This is a genomic window from Nostoc sp. UHCC 0302, assembly GCF_038096175.1.
GTDB lineage: Bacteria > Cyanobacteriota > Cyanobacteriia > Cyanobacteriales > Nostocaceae > UHCC-0302.
In genome coordinates this window covers 1857773-1875064 of sequence record NZ_CP151099.1, presented here as the reverse complement: position 1 = coordinate 1875064, position 17292 = coordinate 1857773, and the positions used below count along the sequence as shown (strand labels likewise).

Here is a 17292-nt window from a genome sequence, read left to right as displayed (position 1 = left end):
GGATTAAAACATTGAAGAAGAAATCAGAATCTAGAATTCAGAATTCAGGATTCAGAATTTTCTCCCAACTCCTGTAGAGATGCGTAGACGCTCGAAGAGCGGCTTCTCGCAAGAGTATAATCGCGTCTCTACTCCTGACTCCTGACTCCTGAATTCTCATTAAAGAAATCATTTACTTTTCTTGTGTCGCTTCTGAGGTTGAATATGACGATAGCGCCCAGCAGTACTAGCACCAACGCTAGCGATTTGCTCACCTTAGCTTCTTGGATGGCAGGAGATTTTAGCAATTACAAGCAATCTTTTGCAAATCCTCAACTTTACGCTCACATTCACATTTTTTTCCGTCCTTTACCATTTGAATTTTTTTCTGCTGTCGGTTTTTATTCAGAACAAGCATATGACCACGATTTATGGACACCTTATCGCCAGGGTGTGCATAAATTAGTAGATCAGGGCGATCGCATTTACATCGAAAATTACAGCTTAAAAGACCCCATACTTTATGCAGGTGCTGCTCGTGAATTAGATATTCTTAGAACCATCACCCCAGAATGCATTGAACGACGTTATAACTGTTCGATGGTCTTTGTTCGAGACGGGGAAATGTTTCGAGGTAGTGTAGAACCAGGCAATCAATGTCTGATTCAACGCAATGGTTGCCAGACATATCTTGTCAGCGATGTGGAAGTAACAGAGCATACTTGGATAAGTCTAGATAAAGGCATGGATGTTGAAAGCCATCAGCAAGTTTGGGGATCTACTGCTGGCCCTTTGCGGTTTGAAAAAAAGGAAAGTTTTGCTGAGGAATTACAAGTAGTGAGCGTATTATGTTAGTTCAGCTTGAGTCTATTAAAGCCAAAATGTTACCTCCACAGGCTGAAAAAAAAATGCGTTCTTGGATTCGCAGCCGCCACTTGATTTGTTCTGGTAACTTTTTTATATTCGAGACAGTAGAATATACGACAATTGACAGATTCTCTGAATGTGTTGCAGCTCTAGGAGGAACAGTAATATCTGTTAACCCAGTTAATAAAATTTGGATGGGTGATCATCGACAAGTTATTTTATATCAAGCAAAAGCAAGCTTACATACGCCTCATCATGACTTGAAACAATACTGGATAAAATACGGTGGTTTCTATACTAGATTTGATTTACGTGCTTGACCATTGCTTTGCTCCAATTTAAAAAATAAAAATTCAAACAATAACTATTTAATTTTGAATTTTTACTACTCCTAAAGAGTGTAAACGGCTAACAATTAATTGCTGATTGCTAATTTTGTAATACTATTAGCTGTTAGTTATTAGGTGTTAGCCGTCTAAGTTTGTTAGAAAATGTAACTAAAAAACTACCCAAAACTTGATAGCTTAAATCCTGACTGTAAAGGAAATTAGGAAAGGTTAGTGGTTAGTGGTACTAAGAAACGACTGATAACTGCCTAGCTCCCATCACCTTTAAAAATAAATATTTTTTAGGAGGTTGTTGAAATGGTTAGTAGTTTTATCAACCCTGTGATTAGCCGTGCCTCTGAGTTGGGTGTAGGATTGTTTGAAGACTCAGACCCGATCCATCGACAAATAGGTAGTTCTGAAGAAGAACTTGAAATTTTGATTAGAGCCGTTTACAGGCAAGTATTGGGCAATACCTATGTTATGGAGAGTGAGCGGCTGACAGTGCTAGAGTCGCAACTCAAGCAAGGGGAACTTAGTGTTCGTGAGTTTGTGCGGCAAGTGGCTAAATCGGAACTTTACCGATCGCGCTTTTTTGATAATTATCCCCGTTACCGTTCTATTGAACTTAACTTTAAGCATTTACTCGGTCGTGCGCCTGATGACCACGCCGAGATGACACATCACACTCATTTACTAGATGAAAGCGGCTTTGAAGCTGAGATTGACTCTTATCTTGATAGCGATGAGTATAAAGCGGCATTTGGCGAAGATACAGTGCCGTATTACCGTGGTTACAAAACCCAAACAGGCAAAAATGTAGTTGGTTTTACCCACCTGTTTGGCTTATTACGCGGCGCTTCTAGTAGTGACCAAGCCAGTATCAAAGGAACTCACTCTGGACTGAATCGCTCCCTATTGACCAATACTCCAACAGCGATCGTGCCACCTTTAGGTGCAACATCAAATACTACAACAGATGTCAGTAAATTGTTAGCAAATATTTTCAAGCAGAGGTATCAGCCATTGGACACTCCTAAGCGAACCAAGAAAACCCTTTCAGACGATGAAATCAGACAAAGCCAGTATCAAACATTGTCCCAGACAGAACCGATAGAGCTGTGGCCTGGTGCTTCATTAAATGAAATCGAAATTTTAATTCGAGCAGTTTATCGGCAAGTATTGGGCAATGCCTACGTGATGGAGAGTGAACGGCTAGTCGTCCCAGAATCCCAACTCAAGGAAGGTATAATCAGCGTCCGTGAGTTTGTGCGTCAGGTTGCTAAGTCGGAGTTGTATCGCTCCAGATTTTTTTATAACGTTTACCGTTACCGCGCGATTGAGCTGAACTTTAAGCATCTACTGGGTCGCGCTCCCGATGACTACTCTGAGACGATTTATCATAGCAATATTCTGGATGAGTTCGGTTTTGAAGCAGATATTGATTCCTACCTAGATAGCGACGAATATCAAGATGCTTATGGGGAAAATGTAGTGCCATTTTACCGAGGCTACAAAACCCAAGCTGGCACAAAGATATTGGAATTTACCAATATGTTGCAACTGCTGCGGAGTAATTCTAGCAGTGACAAGAACCTAGCAACAAATAATAAACCTCAGTTAGTGCGATCGCTAATTATTAACGCCCCCTACGGCAGACAGAAACCCTCAGATGTGAGTGCAATTCTCGCTGAGGTGTTTAAGCGTAAGCCAGAAGTTGCTGAAGCCCAACAGAATACATACACAGCAGCGCTTGCAGAAGCCGAACAAGTTTTGCGGCAAAAGATTCAACAGCAAGAAAGTGAGATTGCAGCTTTGCAAAAACAATTAGCAGACTTGCGACCCTTTGCCAGCATTGGTACAACACAATTTAGCAACACTGGGGAGTCTAGCACTTCCGTTACAAGTACCGACAAATCTGCATCTTTACAACAGCAAGCCGACGCGCAAGTACAACAGATTGCTGCTTTGCAAGAGCAAATTGCTGATGCTCGACGCTTTGCCTCGATTGGAGAAGCCCGCTTGAATAAGTGGCGCAGTCGCGTTTTTGTTGGTTAACTTACGACTATTTTCTGTAATTTAACGTGAGTTCGATGAACCTCTCCCTCCCAACCTCCCTCTCCGAAGCGGAGAGGGAGGAGCAACGAAAAAATAATGGTTTTACTCCCCTCTCCTCGTAGGAGAGGGGCTGGGGGAGAGGTCAACATAGCACTTGTCGAACTCACGTTAATTTAGACCTTTAATAATCATACGAATGAACCACCCCAAACTGAGATTTTGCTTCAGCTTGGGGTTTCTAAATTGATAAACTTCTTACAATGATATTAGACTGCATCTTTTGCTAAATCATACATAGCTAGAAAGTTGGTTACACCATAATCTCGACCAAGCTGCTGAAGGAGTGTTGTAACTTGGCTGCGGTGGTGGGTTCCATCAAGCCATGATTTTTGTACAACTCACTGAATCGTTGCTTTTGCCCGAATTAACCAATCGGCATCATGAACGCAAATTTCTCGACCAGAGGAGTCACCTAAACGGTCTAGTGCTAATAAACAAGCGTATTTCAAATCCCAAATTGGCGTATTCAAGCAAGTTTTGAGTTCAGGAATTGCTCTTTTATCGCCCAATTCACCAAGTGCGATCGCACAAGCAGCACGAGATTTTTGAAACTGAGGTTCTTTGTTGTACAGGTTTTCCACTAACAAATCATAAGCAGGGGCATATTTGAGCCAGCCCAGAAGTTTCATCACATGATAGTGACCGCCATAATCGTTATAAGCTTTGTTTGTATAAGTTGCTAATAATGCTGCTGGTGCTTCCTCTGGATAAACATCCAGTAAGGTTTTTGCAGCTAAATAGCATCGTCCAAAATCGGTTTGATAGAGTTCCTCAATCACAAAATTCAGTACAGGTGTGACATCGTACTCGTGTACTAAATCAAGGTTGCTGGGATGATCGAGCAGCACTTGCTCCAAGTAGGGTTGAAATTCTGCAAAGGTAATTTCACCACTGGGAACACCTGCATCCAAGAGCATCCGTAAAGCTCGTAATCGAAACACCAAAGAGACAGGACAACGAGCAATTTCTGGAATAGCTTTGTAATAACGTGAATCAATCAGGTCTTGAATACAACCACGCCGCGCATTCACATTGGAACTTTGTAATAACTCCATCACCTTAGTGATTTGGGAGTAGTCACCCGTGAAGCGACATACTGTAGCGATCGCCGCACTGCGGGTAGGTTCATCCTCAGATTCTGTAAATTTCTGTATCCTTTCTAGAGCTGGTTTGTAGTCTGCGTTAGCCAGCGTATGAATAATCACTCGATAGATTTGGCCTGGTTGATCAAGCAGTTGTGCTACGTCTTCAAGGATTTCTGGGTCTTTAGTTCCAATTTCTCCTATCGCCCACACGCAATTTTCTATAGTATAAATATCATCATCTTTAAGACACTCTCTAATCACAGGTAAAGCTGATTCTACCTGTAATCGTCCAAGACTTTCTACAGCCTTGCGGCGAACAATCCGGTGGTCTAGCTCATCTGGGTTACTAGTTTCAATTGCACGTACTAAAGCTGCAATTGATTGCTCTGTTGGAAAATTAATGAGATGTGAAACAGCAATATATTTATCAGAAGGGTCTTCGAGTTGTTCTAATGGGGTATCGATAATTGCGATCGCTTGTTCTTCTGTTAGTCCAAAAATTTTAAAAAAACGTTTATCCATTGATTTATAACTAACTGAGGAGAGTTGCCCAAAGGTCATGTTTATTATCGTACTAGGGACTGGGGACTCTTAAGAAGCAGAGGAGCAGGCGTACAGACGCGATTATACTCTTACGAGAAGCCGCTCTTCGAGCGTCTACGCGTCTGTGCAAGGAGCGTATTTGCTATTTGGCGATATCTACGGTGGTCACTGAGCTTGCCGAAGTGCTGGCTACGCCTACGCATTTGTTACTTCGGCGTTCGCATTTGTTGATTTGGCGTTCGCATTTGTTGATTTGGTGTTCGCATTTGTTGATTTGGCGTTCGCATTTGTTGATTTGGTGTTCGCATTTGTTATTTCAGCGTTCGCATTTGTTACTTCGGCGAACGCATTTGTTACTTTGGCGAACGCATTTGTTATTTCGGCGAATGCATTTGTTATTTCGGCGAATGCATTTGTTGATTTGGCGTTCGCATTTGTTATTTCGGCGAACGCATTTGTTACTTTGGCGATCGCATTTGTTACTTCTGCTGTCTCAGAACCTTGAACTATCTCCTCTGATTCTTTCCCACGCCTAACTTTCCAGTTATGTTAGAGTTTGCGCCAAAATAAAATAAATTTGTTAAGTGAGCTTTTGGGTGATAACTGCGATGCCTACGGCAAGCCGCAGAGCGTCTACGCCCAAGAGGGACTGGTAAAGTCAATCACAAAGATTTGAGGATGATAAAAACATGAGTGAGTACTTAGATGACTACGAACTTAATAACCTCGATTTTTATAGAAAGAATCATGGGTTACAGCTATATTACAATTGGTCTGGAGAAATTTGGTGGCAAGAAACACCAGAGAAACCAAGAGAAAAATTGTTTTCTATTATTGGCATGAATGCCACAAAAGTATTTCTCAAACCAGATTCTGAATTCGGTGAAGTTGGGTATCGTATTAATAGAGAGTTGGGTCTATTTTGTGACCCAGAAACACAAGAGATTCTGCATTTTTGGCAGTCACCAAAAGCTAGTCAACCAGTACCAGTAGTACACATTGCTAACCGAATTGTCCAAGGCGCAGTTAAACCAAAAAAATTTATCATACCTAAAGGCAAAGGATATATTAGCTCTGTAATGGAAATTCCCTTAGAATATCCACATCCGTTAGCAGGAGATAGTAAATTCTCCGACTATTGCCCCGGAGAAAAGTTTAAGGGAGTTGAATACTTTATATCAAATGCTTGCCGTCCTGATGCTGTTGATGTCCCTCCTGCTAAGTGGGCAAGAGATTGTCCTTGGATGCCTTGGATGAAGTTAGGTTATGGTCATCCAGCTAAGTTACGGTTTGAAACCACAATATTTCGAGTAGATGACTTTGAGGAGCTTAATCCTAAATTGGTCAAACTGGTGAGAGAAAAATTACCAATTTATGAATTCACACCGGAAGAAAGTGAGGAACCAAATATTACAAGTATTAAATATTTTAAAAAATACTTTGAATCCTACTTGCGCGGAGAAATTTTTCCACTAGAGGAAACCTCTTAATTGGATAGGTAATACCAAATTTGCCAAGGATGTATTGTTTAAGGAATAGAGAAAATAGCAGATGGAAAACCGCCTGTATCAATCTTTTTTAAGTGTATATTAATTACGAATTACCAAGAGCGCAACGCACCATCAACAATTTAAGGTGCGTTAGCTTACGGCTTAACACATCACTACAGACTACATTAAAAAATTAAAATGTAGGGTGTGTTGTCGCCAAGCGCACACCCTTTGGGTTCAGCAGTCGCCTGCGGAGGGAAACCCTCCCGCAGCGCTGCTTCACCATCAACAATTTAAGGTGCATTACGAACTGGATAATTTATTTTATTGAAGTCCCCAAGAACACATCAGAACTTGGGGATAGGTATGCAGTTGAGTGATTCTCCAGAATTTCTTTAAAAAGGTTTACTACTGGTAACGCAATCTGAGAAGATCAATATCTGTCAGCTATTACTCAGTTGCCTATTGCCAAGTTTTCATTTTTATGCATTAGGTAATCACAGGTTTTTCACGAGTAACCGCAGACAAATAACAGCCAACCTGGCAACAAATCATCATATAAAATACGCATTTTGGAAGCAACATAGTATGGATGAAAATTTAGAACTCAGAGCGACCGATAATACAACCGCTGAAGATTTGGCAGAAGTAATTGCAGAACTTGAGCAATATCGGGAACGTTTAGTCAATGAAACTATGGAAACGGCAAAACGAGCTAAATTGATGAGAGTAAGCGTCATGGCAAACTTGGAGCCTGAGCTTGCCAAGATTGATTCTGCACTCCAAGAACTCCGCAATCAGCAAGCTGCCTTGAGCGTTAGTAACTAGTTAATATAATTCGTAATTCGTAATACTTCGGCTACGCTCAGTACAAGTTCGTAATTCGTAATTGAAGAAAAATTGCGAATTACGAATTGTTTAATCTCAATCTTAATAATTTAGCTATGAGTAATATGCTCAACTCCGAAACTCAGTCTGGGGATAATTTAGTTCAACTGTCCCATACAGAAACTGATGCTTTATTAGAAGCAGTCAGAGAGCAAATAAATTTGAATACATTCAACCCCAATGATCAACATCTGCTAAAGCAAATGGTTGAGAGTCTGGGGGATTCAAGAGGGATGGTGAGGCTGAGTTTCGCGGAGACATTGGGTAAAGTAGGTAAAGCGGCGACTCCACTCTTGCTGGATGCTTTGGCAAATCATCCTAATCCTGTGGTGCGACGAGCCAGTGCTAAAACCATAACACTCGTCGGTGACCCAACAGCAGTTCCTACCTTGGTGAATGCCCTTTTAAATGATGAAGATACAGTTGTCAAAGGCTCAGCAGTAGGCGCTCTTGCTAAGATAGGTAAGCCCGCTGTGCCAGCATTGCTGAAAATTTTAGCATCAACCGAGTATCCAGAAAGCGCTAAAGGACACGCAGTATGGGCGCTGGGATTTATTGGAGCAGAGGCTAAAGAGTATTTGTATCAGGGGATTAACTCTGATTCAGCTGAGGTTCGGGCTGCTGTAGTTGGGGCGATCGCTAAAATTGCTCAGGAAGAAAATGAACCAGGAGCATTCGATATACTACTTAATGCTCTGGCAGATCAAGCTGAAATTGTCCGCAGTGAAACAGCAGCAGCTTTAGGAAATCTCACCTATCAACCAGCGATTCCCAACCTCGTTGAGTTACTGCATCATTCTGAGTGGGAAAGTCGCAAAGCAGCGGCTTTGGCTTTGATGAAGATTGGGCTTAGTGAAGTACAAGAGGGTCGAACTGTATTAGAACCTCTGCAAACCGCATTGCTTCAAGAAAAGGAAGCACCAGTTCAGGCGGTGATCAAGTTGGCGATTTCTCAAATTGAGAAATTCTTAAAAGAAGATGCTTGGTAATAAAGCGATCGCTCTTGCTTTCCCACTACTTATGTTGCATCTGACCAAGGTGATTGAAACAGAAGAGGAGTGCGATCAATTGAGAGTTTAAGTTTAAACGCAGAGGGGCGCAGAGTTCAGCGCCAAGGAGCGCAAAGTTTGTATTCGCAAGGTGTCGCCCAGCCTATTCATTTAATTCACCTGTATACACCGATTTGCTACGCTCTTTTATAGTTAATTACCAGATCCAATCGCGGTAATGCACTCACTGCTGACTCACGAACGTAAGGGTCAACTGATTCATCATTGGTCAATGCCGTTAGCACTTCTACGCCTCGAACATCACCCATCGAACCGAGTGCATTCACAATCGCCACAGCCACCGCAACATTATCCGTGGTTTTCAGAGCTTCAGTTAAAATCTCAAAAGCAGGCGAACCAATCTCACCTAGTGCCATCACAGAGGCAATATAAACAACACCATTTGGGTCATTGAGTGCTGTTTTTAATCCCTGTAATCCTTCATCTGGGAAGGGAATATCTGGATGGTTAGCGGCGACTTGTGCCAAGGCTTTAGCACAACTGCCCCGAACAGTCGCATTATCACTATTTAGCAATGACTCTACGAGTGGCGGTACAGCATCTATACCAATTGCACCTAGTGCCTTTACCGCAGCTCGACGGTAAGTCACATCCTCTTCATCCAAAATACTCATTAGGCGAGGAATAGTATTTTCATCACGAGCATCAGCCAGTTCCCACATAGCTCTTTCGCGGAGATTGGGATTGGGATGTTTTAATTGTTGAAATAGAGAATCTGTACTCATCAGCTTAATTAATATAGGAATAGGGGAGTGGGGATTAGGGAGTAGGGCTAATTTATTACTATACTCCCAACTACTGTGGAGACGCGTAGACGCTCGAAGAGCGTCTTCTCGCAGAGTATAATCGCGTCTCTACTCCTGATTACGAATTACGACCAAAAACTAAGGGACTCTAGGTCAATCACTCAACCACTATAGGCAAAGCAACAGACTGAGAGTCCCTGAGTTCTAGAGTATGACTAACCCCCGTCTAGTCAACCCGCGTCATTATGAAAGGGAGTTGATTACGTAATCGAGCAGATTGCGGAATTCAACCAACGCTTGGGGAGAAAAGTCGCGAGGAGCGCAAGCGCGATCGCGGGTATAAGTCAACGCGGTTACATAGGGAGCGGTAGGCAGACCTAATGAGCGATATACTTCACGCGCACCTGCAATACCCCACTCATCCAATGGGCCAGTACCGCCTACAACCAAGCTGTAGTTGATCAAGCGTAGGTAGTGCTTGATGTCGCGGAGGCACTTGTCTTTTTTACCTTGGGTGTCGCCAGCTTCACCGTCTTGGTTCAAGTAAGGATATTTCTTAAAAGCAGCATCATAAGCTTCTTTAGCTACAGCATCGATACCGGAAGCTAGCTTTTCAGCAGCTTCTAAACGAGCGTTAGCACGTTGAATGCTACCTTGAACTGATTCTAGGTCAGAGGTGCTGGGAAAACGACCTGCTGCATCAGCAGATGTAATAACTGTGGTGATAACTGATTTCATTGCTTTTTATACTCCAGGTGGGATTTGATCGGGTTTTAATTTCAGTTTGTTTGGCTAATAGCCGTTAGCTATGAGTTATTAGCTCAGAGCAGAAATAACGCGATCGAAGTAGCTAGCAGCTTCAGCAGCTAGAGCAGAGCAGTCACCTTGAACAACTTCTTGCTTGCGGAATTTCTTACCAGCGTTAGCTTCAGTGTTGGTGTTGGTGATGTGGGCAACGCTGATAGCCTTCAGAATTTGGAAAGCGCGGATAGCAGAGCTGGTGGGAACTCCCAAAGCTGTGTAGGTTTCTTTCAGCCCATTTAGAGCGCGATCATCTAATACAGAAGAATCACCCGCTAACAGCGCATAGGTTACGTAGCGCAGAACGATTTCAGCATCACGCAGGCAAGCAGCATGACGACGAGTGGGGTACAAGTTACCGCCAGATTGTAGCAAACCAGTGTTTTCGCAAGCAATCCCAGCGATCGCATCAGAAACCGCACAGCTAGCGTTGCTAGCGATCGCGTTTACTGCGTCCAAGCGCTTGTTGCCTTCAGCAATGAAGCTCTTGAGGGCTGCCAAATCAGCACCACCTATAGGAGCGGTTTTAGCGTCTGCTGTCAGCACAGCTCTAGAAAAAGCGTCAAGAACCATTGAGTTCTCCTTAGATATTCACAAATGGTGGATATTATTTTTGGCGTGTTCTCGATTAATTGCGAGTAGCCAAGGAAAAACATAGGGGATTAACTGTACCCTAGTCTTTACTATGAGAGACAAAGTAATAATCTGTAATATTCCCTAGCGGCTGGTGTGATAAAAGTGCTGGTTGAGAAGAGTTCCAAATCAGGGTCAGAATGACCCTATGCATAAAGCCGGGGAAGTCGAGAGTGCGTAACTCCTGAGCTTTTCAAGAGAGGGGTTTTTTAAAACCGTTGAACTCAAGTTGATTTACAAGCAAATACTCACTAACAAGCCTGGGTGAGTTTTAACTACTTACACCCAGGCTAATATCAATTAAAAAACGATAGAATTTTGCACCCAAATAAAATTTTAATTAAATGCTTAAAAGCCCTTAATTCTTTGCGTAACCAAATCAGTTAGCACTCATAACCAAGAAAAGCCAAAATACTTTTCCTCGCGTTCATTGCTTACTCCCCGTCTTTATACAGCAATTTTTAGTTAATCGAGTACCACTACAAAACGACGGAAATAAACTTACCATCGCCTTGAGTAAGCCGCTTTGGGTTGACAAAATTATCCAAAAGGTTACGTCATCAGCTTTTTGAATTCCAAAGTAGCGGTGTTAGTTTTCAAGCTTGTTTAATTAAATGCTTGACTAAGTTGTCTTTTACCATCATCTGCCGTAAAACTTCTAACAAACATTCCTGAGCTTCTTCTTTACTCAAATCTTTAACTTGGTCTTTCAAGTTTTGTAAGCGGAACTGTTGTTCTAAGCTCAGTTCAATGGGGAAGTCCATAATTCACTCCTCTAATTGACTAAATCCAAAGGTGTTTGATTGCTACTGCTGATGCAAACGCTATTTTTACTATTTTAGCACTGAGATATTAGAAAGGTTGCATTGTCAAGTCATAAAGAATTGACACAATAAAAATTTACAATTGCATGACACTACACCTAGCTTTTCTCTTGATGGTGAACATATTGAAGGCTAACCACCGAACACTGTAATGTTTAGAATGTTTGTATACCAATAAATCTAAACAGAAAAAACCTGTAAAACATCATCCGCAGGAGCAATAAGTAGGAGTCAGAAGATTGATGGACGCGATGGAATTTTTTCAGCTAAGTGCAGGTAGGTGGCGATCGCAGCGGGCAACACATCACCTTGCTTTTAAGCGCTCAGAGACGGGAGAATCAGACATTCAGGTAGAAACGTTGGCTAGTGATCATCCAGAAATCATAGAATTATGCCAGTATCACCAAATTGATCCGAGCCTGTCAGTGGGAGGATCACGGGTACGTTGGCTAGGTACTATGGCTTGGGATAGAGATAACGATGAGAACCATGAGGGTAAAACCATATTTGCGATCGTGCCTGATGCTGATAACCCCAGACAAGGCAGATTACTCCGCGAAAGAGGTTATGCAGAAATTGTGCCTGTAGTTGGTTTGTTTCATCTCGATGATGAAGATGGGCTAGTGCTGACAACAGAATACGAAACAATGAGTTCTATCGAGCGATTCTGGTTTGCCAGTCCAAACCTGCGGCTGCGAACCAGTACAGTCAAACGATTTGGTGGCTTTAGCACAGCAACCTTTTGTAGTGAAACCCGCGTTGAGGCATCTGAAGAAGTAACTTCCAAACAAGCGCAGGATGTTTTGGAAGCAAGCCAATTTCATGCTGTTTTAGGATGGTGAATCAGCTCAATCAAACTGATGCTTTGACTCGCGGTCTAGAGTATCTGCGTCTGGTACAGGGACTGGCCTTAGAACCAGGGATAGTGGATGTGTTCAATAATCTGCGCGATCGCATCCCCATTTATACTTGGATTGGTGAGAATATTGACACGGTTAACGCTCAGCTAAACGCCTGTCTACAAGCGTGTCACGAGTGCTTTCATCCCCAAGAACGTCGCTACATCCAAATTTTTGCAGTACCCATTGCTCAATCCTTTGGCATCGATGGTTTATGTAATATTCTTACAACCCCAATTACTATTTTGGTAGATGTCGGTCGAGTTGCACCTAATGACTGGTTGGGCATTGTTGCCCATGAATACGCCCATGCCCATGTAGGCCACTCTGGACATAACCAGCAGTTTGCCAGCATTCTATCTCATCTGTCTTTAGGACTGGGAATGGAACCGCCTTACTGGGAGTCAGGGATGGAAGCAACATTACGTAACTGGCCGCACTGTAAGTCAACCATAGACCCCCTGGAATTTTGGATAGGGCATGGGGCATGAGGGCTGGGGACAAGGGGGGCAAGGAGGAGGAGGATAAGGGAAGAATAACTAATGACGAAATAACATAGCGTTTCCAACTCCAGTGAGGTACAAAATAACCCCTCCCCAATCCCCACTCCCCACTCCCCAATCCCCAGAGGGGGCCCCACCTTCCCCAATCCCCACTCCCCAGTGTTAAGGATTATTGCTTCAGTTCAAAAAAGTGAAACTGAATCTCCTAATCTGATAGGGTAACGCGGCTTTTAGTGATTAATAGTCATTAACTCAAAGCCACGGTCAGTTTACTAATGAGCTGTGAGCCGAATCCAGTAGGCTAATCATTGTTTTCCCTAAAACTTAACTGCCTTAGTTAAGTTTCGTGAAACTTTATCAGAATCCTGAAGTTCTGATCCAACTACTCACTTAATATGTGATTTAAAGTTGTTAATTTTAATTAAGAACATGGAGGCTTTAGAGTGTCACTTCCTCTGTTAACATACGCCCCTTCAAGTCAAAACCAGCGTGTAGCTAGTTATGAAGTACCGGGAGATGAACAACCCAGAATTTTTACTACAGACAATCTACTCTCGCCCTCAGATTTAGATGATCTGATCGAAGCAGCATACCGTCAGATATTCTTCTACGCGTTTACTGCCGATCGCGAACGCTACCTAGAGTCTCAACTCCGTAATGGACAGATTACAGTACGGGACTTCATTCGTGGTTTAGTGCTTTCTAATACCTTTAAGAAAAGCTTCTACGACCTCAACAGCAACTATCGGTTTGTTGAGCAAGTAGTTCAACGTGTATTAGGACGCGACGTTTACAACGAACGGGAAAAAATCGCGTGGTCAATTGTAGTTGCGACCAAAGGGATTAGAGGCTTTGTTGATGAATTACTCAACTCGGAAGAGTACCTGAGTAATTTTGGATACTCCACAGTACCCTATCAGCGGCGTCGAATTCTACCATCCCGCGCTGAGGGTGAGTTACCTTTCAACATCAAATCTCCACGATACGAAGCATATCACCGTGCCAAACTGGGCTTTCCCCAAATCATTTGGCAGACGGAAATACGTCGTTTCACCCCACAAGAGAAGAAGCCCAAGGCTGGCGATCCATCTCTATTCCTGTCTATGGCGCAGGATATCAATGCAACTGGCAATACTCCACAAAGGATTTCGTCGTACAACATTGATATCGAAAAATCTGTACCTTATCGCAAACTAGCAGGTATCAAGTAACGATTTTTTGTCTGTGACTGGCTAATACTTCGCTTTAAATCATTTTCTAGCGTGCATAAGTCTTGGGTTATATAGGAGTTTCATTTAGATATAACTAATGAAACAGACTTTATCCCATGTCTAATGCACGCTAGTTGTTGGGCATGGGGCAGGGGAAGCAGGGGAAGCAGGGGAAGCAGGGGGCAAAGAAGACAGATATAATTTTTGACCCTTGACTTTTGACCCTTGACTCTTGACTCTTGACTCTTGACTCTTGACAAACCATTACTTTGGCGGTGCAATTCGTCTTTGCAATACTTCTAATAGCTTTGTAAATGTAACGGGAGGAGGAGCTGTCACCTCAATCAAATCCCCTGATACCGGATGCTGCAACTTTAATCGCCAAGCATGGAGTGCTTGACCAGGCAAATTTACGCCTAGCGAACGACCAGAACCATAAACAGGGTCGCCGACAATTGGATGACCTATTTTGGTGCTGTGGATGCGAATTTGATGGGTGCGTCCAGTTTCTAATTGGAAATGGATTAATGTGTAGTTACCCAAGCGTTTTAGTACTTGCCAATGAGTGACGGCTACTCGTCCACCTTGTTCAACGGGTACAATAGCCATTTTTTTGCGGTCTTGTGGATTGCGGCCAATGGGTAAGTCTATAGTGCCACTTTCGGTTTTCGGCGCACCGTAAACCACGCCTAAGTATTCTCGTCGTGCGGTTTTTGCTTGGAGTTGTGCTTGTAAACTTTGATAGGCAATATCTGTTTTGGCAATAGCGATCGCTCCTGTGGTATCCTTATCCAAACGATGCACAATTCCTGGACGTTGGACTCCGCCAATTCCTGGTAAGTTAGGACAGTGTGCCAACAAAGCATTGACTAAAGTGCCATCATAATGGCCGGGAGCAGGATGAACAACCAAGCCTGCGGGTTTATTGAGAATGAGTAACTGGTCGTCTTCGTAAAGGATATCTAAAGGGATATCTTCTGCTTGCAGTTCTAAGGGTTGCGCTTCTGGTATTTCTAAAGTGATGCGATCGCCTGCTTTAATATTTATCTTCTTAGATGTGCAGACTTTGCTGTTTAATTGAACATTACCCTGTTCGATTAACTGTTGGATGCGAGAACGGGATAAATCTGGTAATTTTTCAGCAAGGTAACGATCAAGGCGAGCGCTATTTTCTTCGACTTGTAAATTAAATTCCGTCACAATTTCTCTGGATTAATTCCCCGTTCTTTAAGTAAAGCGCGGAGTGCTTCTAGTTGAATTTCCGCTTGTTCTGCGCGTTGACGTTCTTGTTCTGCGCGTTGACGTTCTTGTTCGGCTGTGGCTTCAGCTTGATCTGCTCGTTGTCTTTCTTGCTGTCGTAGTTGGTCTAATTCTAGATAGTTGAGAAAGCGCTGTCCATCTGGACGGTAAATTTGCAGTTCTTCTTCAGATAATTCAAAGCGTATCCCCAATCTAGGACTCACCCAACCTGCCATTTGGTCAATAACTTCTAATTTGGAGTTACGACGATGCCAACCTGTTAAGTCTACAACATCCGGTTCATATAAGTAATATTCTTCTACGCCGTGGCGCTCATAAAACTCAAATTTCTTTGCCATTTGGGAGATGCGGTTTCCTGGCGACCAAATTTCAAACACCACTTGCGGGGAAATATTTTCTTCAAACCACTGTTGATAAGAACCTCGATATCCTTTAGGTCTCCCAAATACTACCATCACGTCGGGAGCTTGGCGCAGTTTGTTATCACCTTCCACCGCGTACCACAATAAATCCCCAGCAACAAACACATTATTATCGTTGGCAAATAGCAGTTCTAAATTATCTTTAATCCAGACAATTAATTCAAACTGCTTGGTATTATCTGCCATTGGTTGTCCGTCACTGTCGGGGTAGATGATGTCTTTTTGGCTGGAAGATGGTAACTGTGTGACCATTTTGGTGATTCCCATGCGATGGGTAGCATTCTCAATTTTAACGAATTACCAGGGGGGAAAAATTTAGCGGCGAAAGCGAGATATCAAAGAATATAAACGCAGGATACTCCAAAAGATTAGACTTGCAACTATACCAGTTGCAAGACTCCACCAAAAAGCCGTAGTTTTAAAAAATGGTAAGTATTGGGGTGGCGGCTCTTGGGCAATAATTATAGAAGACGCGATTTGACTGGTGGCTAATCCTACACCGACGATCGCTACAGTATTGTTGAGATTGCGATCGCGTTGTGCCTGTTCCAGTTCTACCATGCCGCGAATAGTAGTAGTAATATTTTCCAGTACTGCTAATCCTGGATTCAAACTCAAATAGTCTTTTTCTAACTGGACTTTATATGTCTTTTCAACTATGTTGCTGAAGTTTTTCAACAGTTTATTTTTTAAAAAGTATGCATCTAATAGTTTTTTATAGTTTGTTAAATTTACTTCTACAGTATGCTGTTGAGTAGCCAGCAAATTTATATTTTGAACATAGCTACTCATTTTATCAATGTTTTTTTGTAATTCGTTTTTTAGCTCTAACAAATCTTTTTGTGATAAGTTAGGTAAACTTGTATTATCTATTACACTCTTTTTGTATTCTTTTAAAAGCGATTGTTTAAGCTTTTTACCTTGCTCATAAGCCCAAATAATCTTGTTTCTACAGCAAAATAAATCACGCCAACTATTATAATATCTAGCACCATTAATACACGCAGCTTCATCAGGATAGAGAATTATTAATACATGACTGTCTTTTTCAATTCCTTCCCACTTCTCAGAACCACGCCACATTTCCAAAATAGTAGAGCCTAAAAAATTTCCTAATTCTTTATGTTGATGTTCTTTTTTGATTAATTCTTTATAAATTTGACCAGCTAAATTTTCCTGATCTGGAATTGGGCTATTAGCTGGGAATCCCCAGCCTGATACCATCCAAGTTTGTCCAAAATAACTAGGAAACGGTTGTATATCTGGATTTACTTGCGGCAATACCAGATTATTTTTGAGTTCACCTACTTTCGATGCTATATCAGTTAATTCTATTTTCTGATCAATATCACATTTAAACCACAGGCAATCACTATCATCATATAATTTCTCCCAAATATAATGACCTGTGACAGGAACAGAAGCTGTTGTTGTATTTTTGAAAGTTCGCCATTTGGAGTTATTAGTTTTTATTTCCGTAGATAAGTTTTTGCTTTTAAGTTCTGACTCTAAGATATTTAACCAATAATTTTCGTAAGTATTAGGTACGCCATTTTGATTTCGTGGCAGTCCTTCTGTGATATTGTAAATAAATAAATCTAGATTAAGATACTCTATTTGATTCATT

Annotated in this window: 18 protein-coding genes; 10 read left to right on the top strand and 8 right to left on the bottom strand. The window is 42.1% G+C overall.

Annotated elements, in window-relative coordinates:
• Nucleotides 1-204: 204 nt before the first annotated feature.
• The 3 genes from WKK05_RS07805 to WKK05_RS07795 all read left to right on the top strand — a co-directional run bounded on the left by WKK05_RS07805 (nucleotide 205) and on the right by WKK05_RS07795 (nucleotide 3230).
• A complete protein-coding gene (locus WKK05_RS07805) occupies nucleotides 205-834 on the top strand; it encodes a chromophore lyase CpcT/CpeT (protein ID WP_341529179.1) in 630 nt (209 codons plus the stop codon).
• A complete protein-coding gene (locus WKK05_RS07800; RefSeq protein WP_341529178.1) occupies nucleotides 828-1166 on the top strand; it encodes a CpeR family transcriptional regulator in 339 nt (112 codons plus the stop codon). Before WKK05_RS07805 ends, WKK05_RS07800 begins: the two co-directional genes overlap by 7 nt.
• A gap of 324 nt (nucleotides 1167-1490) precedes the next feature.
• Entirely contained in the window at nucleotides 1491-3230 is a 1740-nt protein-coding gene (locus tag WKK05_RS07795; protein WP_341529177.1) for a phycobilisome rod-core linker polypeptide, read from the top strand.
• Between the two features lie 398 nt (nucleotides 3231-3628).
• Here the strand turns inward: WKK05_RS07795 and WKK05_RS07790 are convergent, their stop codons facing one another.
• Nucleotides 3629-4897 carry a HEAT repeat domain-containing protein gene (locus WKK05_RS07790; protein WP_341529176.1) on the bottom strand — a complete coding sequence of 423 codons (1269 nt, stop codon included), beginning with the start codon at nucleotides 4895-4897 and terminating at the stop codon, nucleotides 3629-3631.
• Between the two features lie 379 nt (nucleotides 4898-5276).
• Between WKK05_RS07790 and WKK05_RS07785 the strand changes: the two genes are divergently transcribed.
• From WKK05_RS07785 to WKK05_RS07770, 4 genes are all read left to right on the top strand, one after another.
• Nucleotides 5277-5423: a hypothetical protein gene (locus WKK05_RS07785; protein ID WP_341529175.1), complete on the top strand. Its 147-nt coding sequence runs from the start codon at nucleotides 5277-5279 to the stop codon at nucleotides 5421-5423.
• Between the two features lie 184 nt (nucleotides 5424-5607).
• Nucleotides 5608-6408, top strand: a complete 801-nt coding sequence (locus WKK05_RS07780; RefSeq protein WP_341529174.1) for a DUF1838 family protein — start codon at nucleotides 5608-5610, stop codon at nucleotides 6406-6408.
• A 588-nt stretch (nucleotides 6409-6996) separates the two neighbouring features.
• Nucleotides 6997-7236 carry a hypothetical protein gene (locus tag WKK05_RS07775; protein WP_341529173.1) on the top strand — a complete coding sequence of 80 codons (240 nt, stop codon included), beginning with the start codon at nucleotides 6997-6999 and terminating at the stop codon, nucleotides 7234-7236.
• A gap of 116 nt (nucleotides 7237-7352) precedes the next feature.
• Nucleotides 7353-8285, top strand: a complete 933-nt coding sequence (locus WKK05_RS07770) for a HEAT repeat domain-containing protein (protein ID WP_341529172.1) — start codon at nucleotides 7353-7355, stop codon at nucleotides 8283-8285.
• Between the two features lie 197 nt (nucleotides 8286-8482).
• Here WKK05_RS07770 and WKK05_RS07765 read toward each other — a convergent pair whose 3' ends face one another.
• The 4 genes from WKK05_RS07765 to WKK05_RS07750 all read right to left on the bottom strand — a co-directional run bounded on the left by WKK05_RS07765 (nucleotide 8483) and on the right by WKK05_RS07750 (nucleotide 11310).
• On the bottom strand, nucleotides 8483-9091 hold the full coding sequence (locus WKK05_RS07765) for a HEAT repeat domain-containing protein (RefSeq protein WP_341529171.1): 609 nt from the start codon (nucleotides 9089-9091) through the stop codon (nucleotides 8483-8485).
• Between the two features lie 264 nt (nucleotides 9092-9355).
• A complete protein-coding gene (locus tag WKK05_RS07760) occupies nucleotides 9356-9850 on the bottom strand; it encodes a bleomycin hydrolase (RefSeq protein WP_341529170.1) in 495 nt (164 codons plus the stop codon).
• 78 nt (nucleotides 9851-9928) lie between these two features.
• Complete coding sequence (locus tag WKK05_RS07755) at nucleotides 9929-10486, bottom strand: bleomycin hydrolase (RefSeq protein WP_341529169.1); 558 nt, start codon at nucleotides 10484-10486, stop codon at nucleotides 9929-9931.
• A 656-nt stretch (nucleotides 10487-11142) separates the two neighbouring features.
• Nucleotides 11143-11310 (bottom strand): NblA/ycf18 family protein, encoded by a 168-nt coding sequence (locus WKK05_RS07750; protein ID WP_341529168.1) that lies wholly within the window; start codon nucleotides 11308-11310, stop codon nucleotides 11143-11145.
• Nucleotides 11311-11612: 302 nt separating this feature from the next.
• Between WKK05_RS07750 and WKK05_RS07745 the strand changes: the two genes are divergently transcribed.
• From WKK05_RS07745 to WKK05_RS07735, 3 genes are all read left to right on the top strand, one after another.
• Nucleotides 11613-12212, top strand: coding sequence for a phycobiliprotein lyase (locus WKK05_RS07745; protein WP_341531046.1), 600 nt, complete (start codon nucleotides 11613-11615; stop codon nucleotides 12210-12212).
• Nucleotides 12206-12760, top strand: coding sequence for a hypothetical protein (locus WKK05_RS07740; RefSeq protein ID WP_341529167.1), 555 nt, complete (start codon nucleotides 12206-12208; stop codon nucleotides 12758-12760). Before WKK05_RS07745 ends, WKK05_RS07740 begins: the two co-directional genes overlap by 7 nt.
• 455 nt (nucleotides 12761-13215) lie before the next feature.
• The gene (locus WKK05_RS07735) at nucleotides 13216-13983 is read left to right on the top strand and encodes a phycobilisome rod-core linker polypeptide (RefSeq protein WP_341529166.1); all 768 of its coding nucleotides are present in this window, start codon (nucleotides 13216-13218) and stop codon (nucleotides 13981-13983) included.
• A gap of 264 nt (nucleotides 13984-14247) precedes the next feature.
• On the opposite strand, the gene WKK05_RS07730 is transcribed toward WKK05_RS07735, so the two are convergent.
• From WKK05_RS07730 to WKK05_RS07720, 3 genes are all read right to left on the bottom strand, one after another.
• Nucleotides 14248-15186, bottom strand: a complete 939-nt coding sequence (locus WKK05_RS07730; RefSeq protein WP_341531045.1) for an RluA family pseudouridine synthase — start codon at nucleotides 15184-15186, stop codon at nucleotides 14248-14250.
• Nucleotides 15180-15917, bottom strand: a complete 738-nt coding sequence (locus WKK05_RS07725) for a Uma2 family endonuclease (RefSeq protein ID WP_341531044.1) — start codon at nucleotides 15915-15917, stop codon at nucleotides 15180-15182. Before WKK05_RS07725 ends, WKK05_RS07730 begins: the two co-directional genes overlap by 7 nt.
• A gap of 63 nt (nucleotides 15918-15980) precedes the next feature.
• On the bottom strand, nucleotides 15981-17291 hold the full coding sequence (locus WKK05_RS07720; protein WP_341529165.1) for a hypothetical protein: 1311 nt from the start codon (nucleotides 17289-17291) through the stop codon (nucleotides 15981-15983).
• Nucleotide 17292 lies beyond the last annotated feature (1 nt).

Bases quoted from the DNA above. Each gene is read 5' to 3' on its own strand.
- WKK05_RS07805 (WP_341529179.1), top strand. From the start codon at position 205: ATGACGATAGCGCCCAGCAGTACTAGCACCAACGCTAGCGATTTGCTC.
- WKK05_RS07800 (WP_341529178.1), top strand. From the start codon at position 828: ATGTTAGTTCAGCTTGAGTCTATTAAAGCCAAAATGTTACCTCCACAG.
- WKK05_RS07795 (WP_341529177.1), top strand. From the start codon at position 1,491: ATGGTTAGTAGTTTTATCAACCCTGTGATTAGCCGTGCCTCTGAGTTG.
- WKK05_RS07790 (WP_341529176.1), bottom strand. From the start codon at position 4,897: ATGGATAAACGTTTTTTTAAAATTTTTGGACTAACAGAAGAACAAGCG.
- WKK05_RS07780 (WP_341529174.1), top strand. From the start codon at position 5,608: ATGAGTGAGTACTTAGATGACTACGAACTTAATAACCTCGATTTTTAT.
- WKK05_RS07775 (WP_341529173.1), top strand. From the start codon at position 6,997: ATGGATGAAAATTTAGAACTCAGAGCGACCGATAATACAACCGCTGAA.
- WKK05_RS07770 (WP_341529172.1), top strand. From the start codon at position 7,353: ATGAGTAATATGCTCAACTCCGAAACTCAGTCTGGGGATAATTTAGTT.
- WKK05_RS07765 (WP_341529171.1), bottom strand. From the start codon at position 9,091: ATGAGTACAGATTCTCTATTTCAACAATTAAAACATCCCAATCCCAAT.
- WKK05_RS07760 (WP_341529170.1), bottom strand. From the start codon at position 9,850: ATGAAATCAGTTATCACCACAGTTATTACATCTGCTGATGCAGCAGGT.
- WKK05_RS07755 (WP_341529169.1), bottom strand. From the start codon at position 10,486: ATGGTTCTTGACGCTTTTTCTAGAGCTGTGCTGACAGCAGACGCTAAA.
- WKK05_RS07750 (WP_341529168.1), bottom strand. From the start codon at position 11,310: ATGGACTTCCCCATTGAACTGAGCTTAGAACAACAGTTCCGCTTACAA.
- WKK05_RS07745 (WP_341531046.1), top strand. From the start codon at position 11,613: ATGGACGCGATGGAATTTTTTCAGCTAAGTGCAGGTAGGTGGCGATCG.
- WKK05_RS07740 (WP_341529167.1), top strand. From the start codon at position 12,206: ATGGTGAATCAGCTCAATCAAACTGATGCTTTGACTCGCGGTCTAGAG.
- WKK05_RS07725 (WP_341531044.1), bottom strand. From the start codon at position 15,917: ATGGTCACACAGTTACCATCTTCCAGCCAAAAAGACATCATCTACCCC.
- WKK05_RS07720 (WP_341529165.1), bottom strand. From the start codon at position 17,291: ATGAATCAAATAGAGTATCTTAATCTAGATTTATTTATTTACAATATC.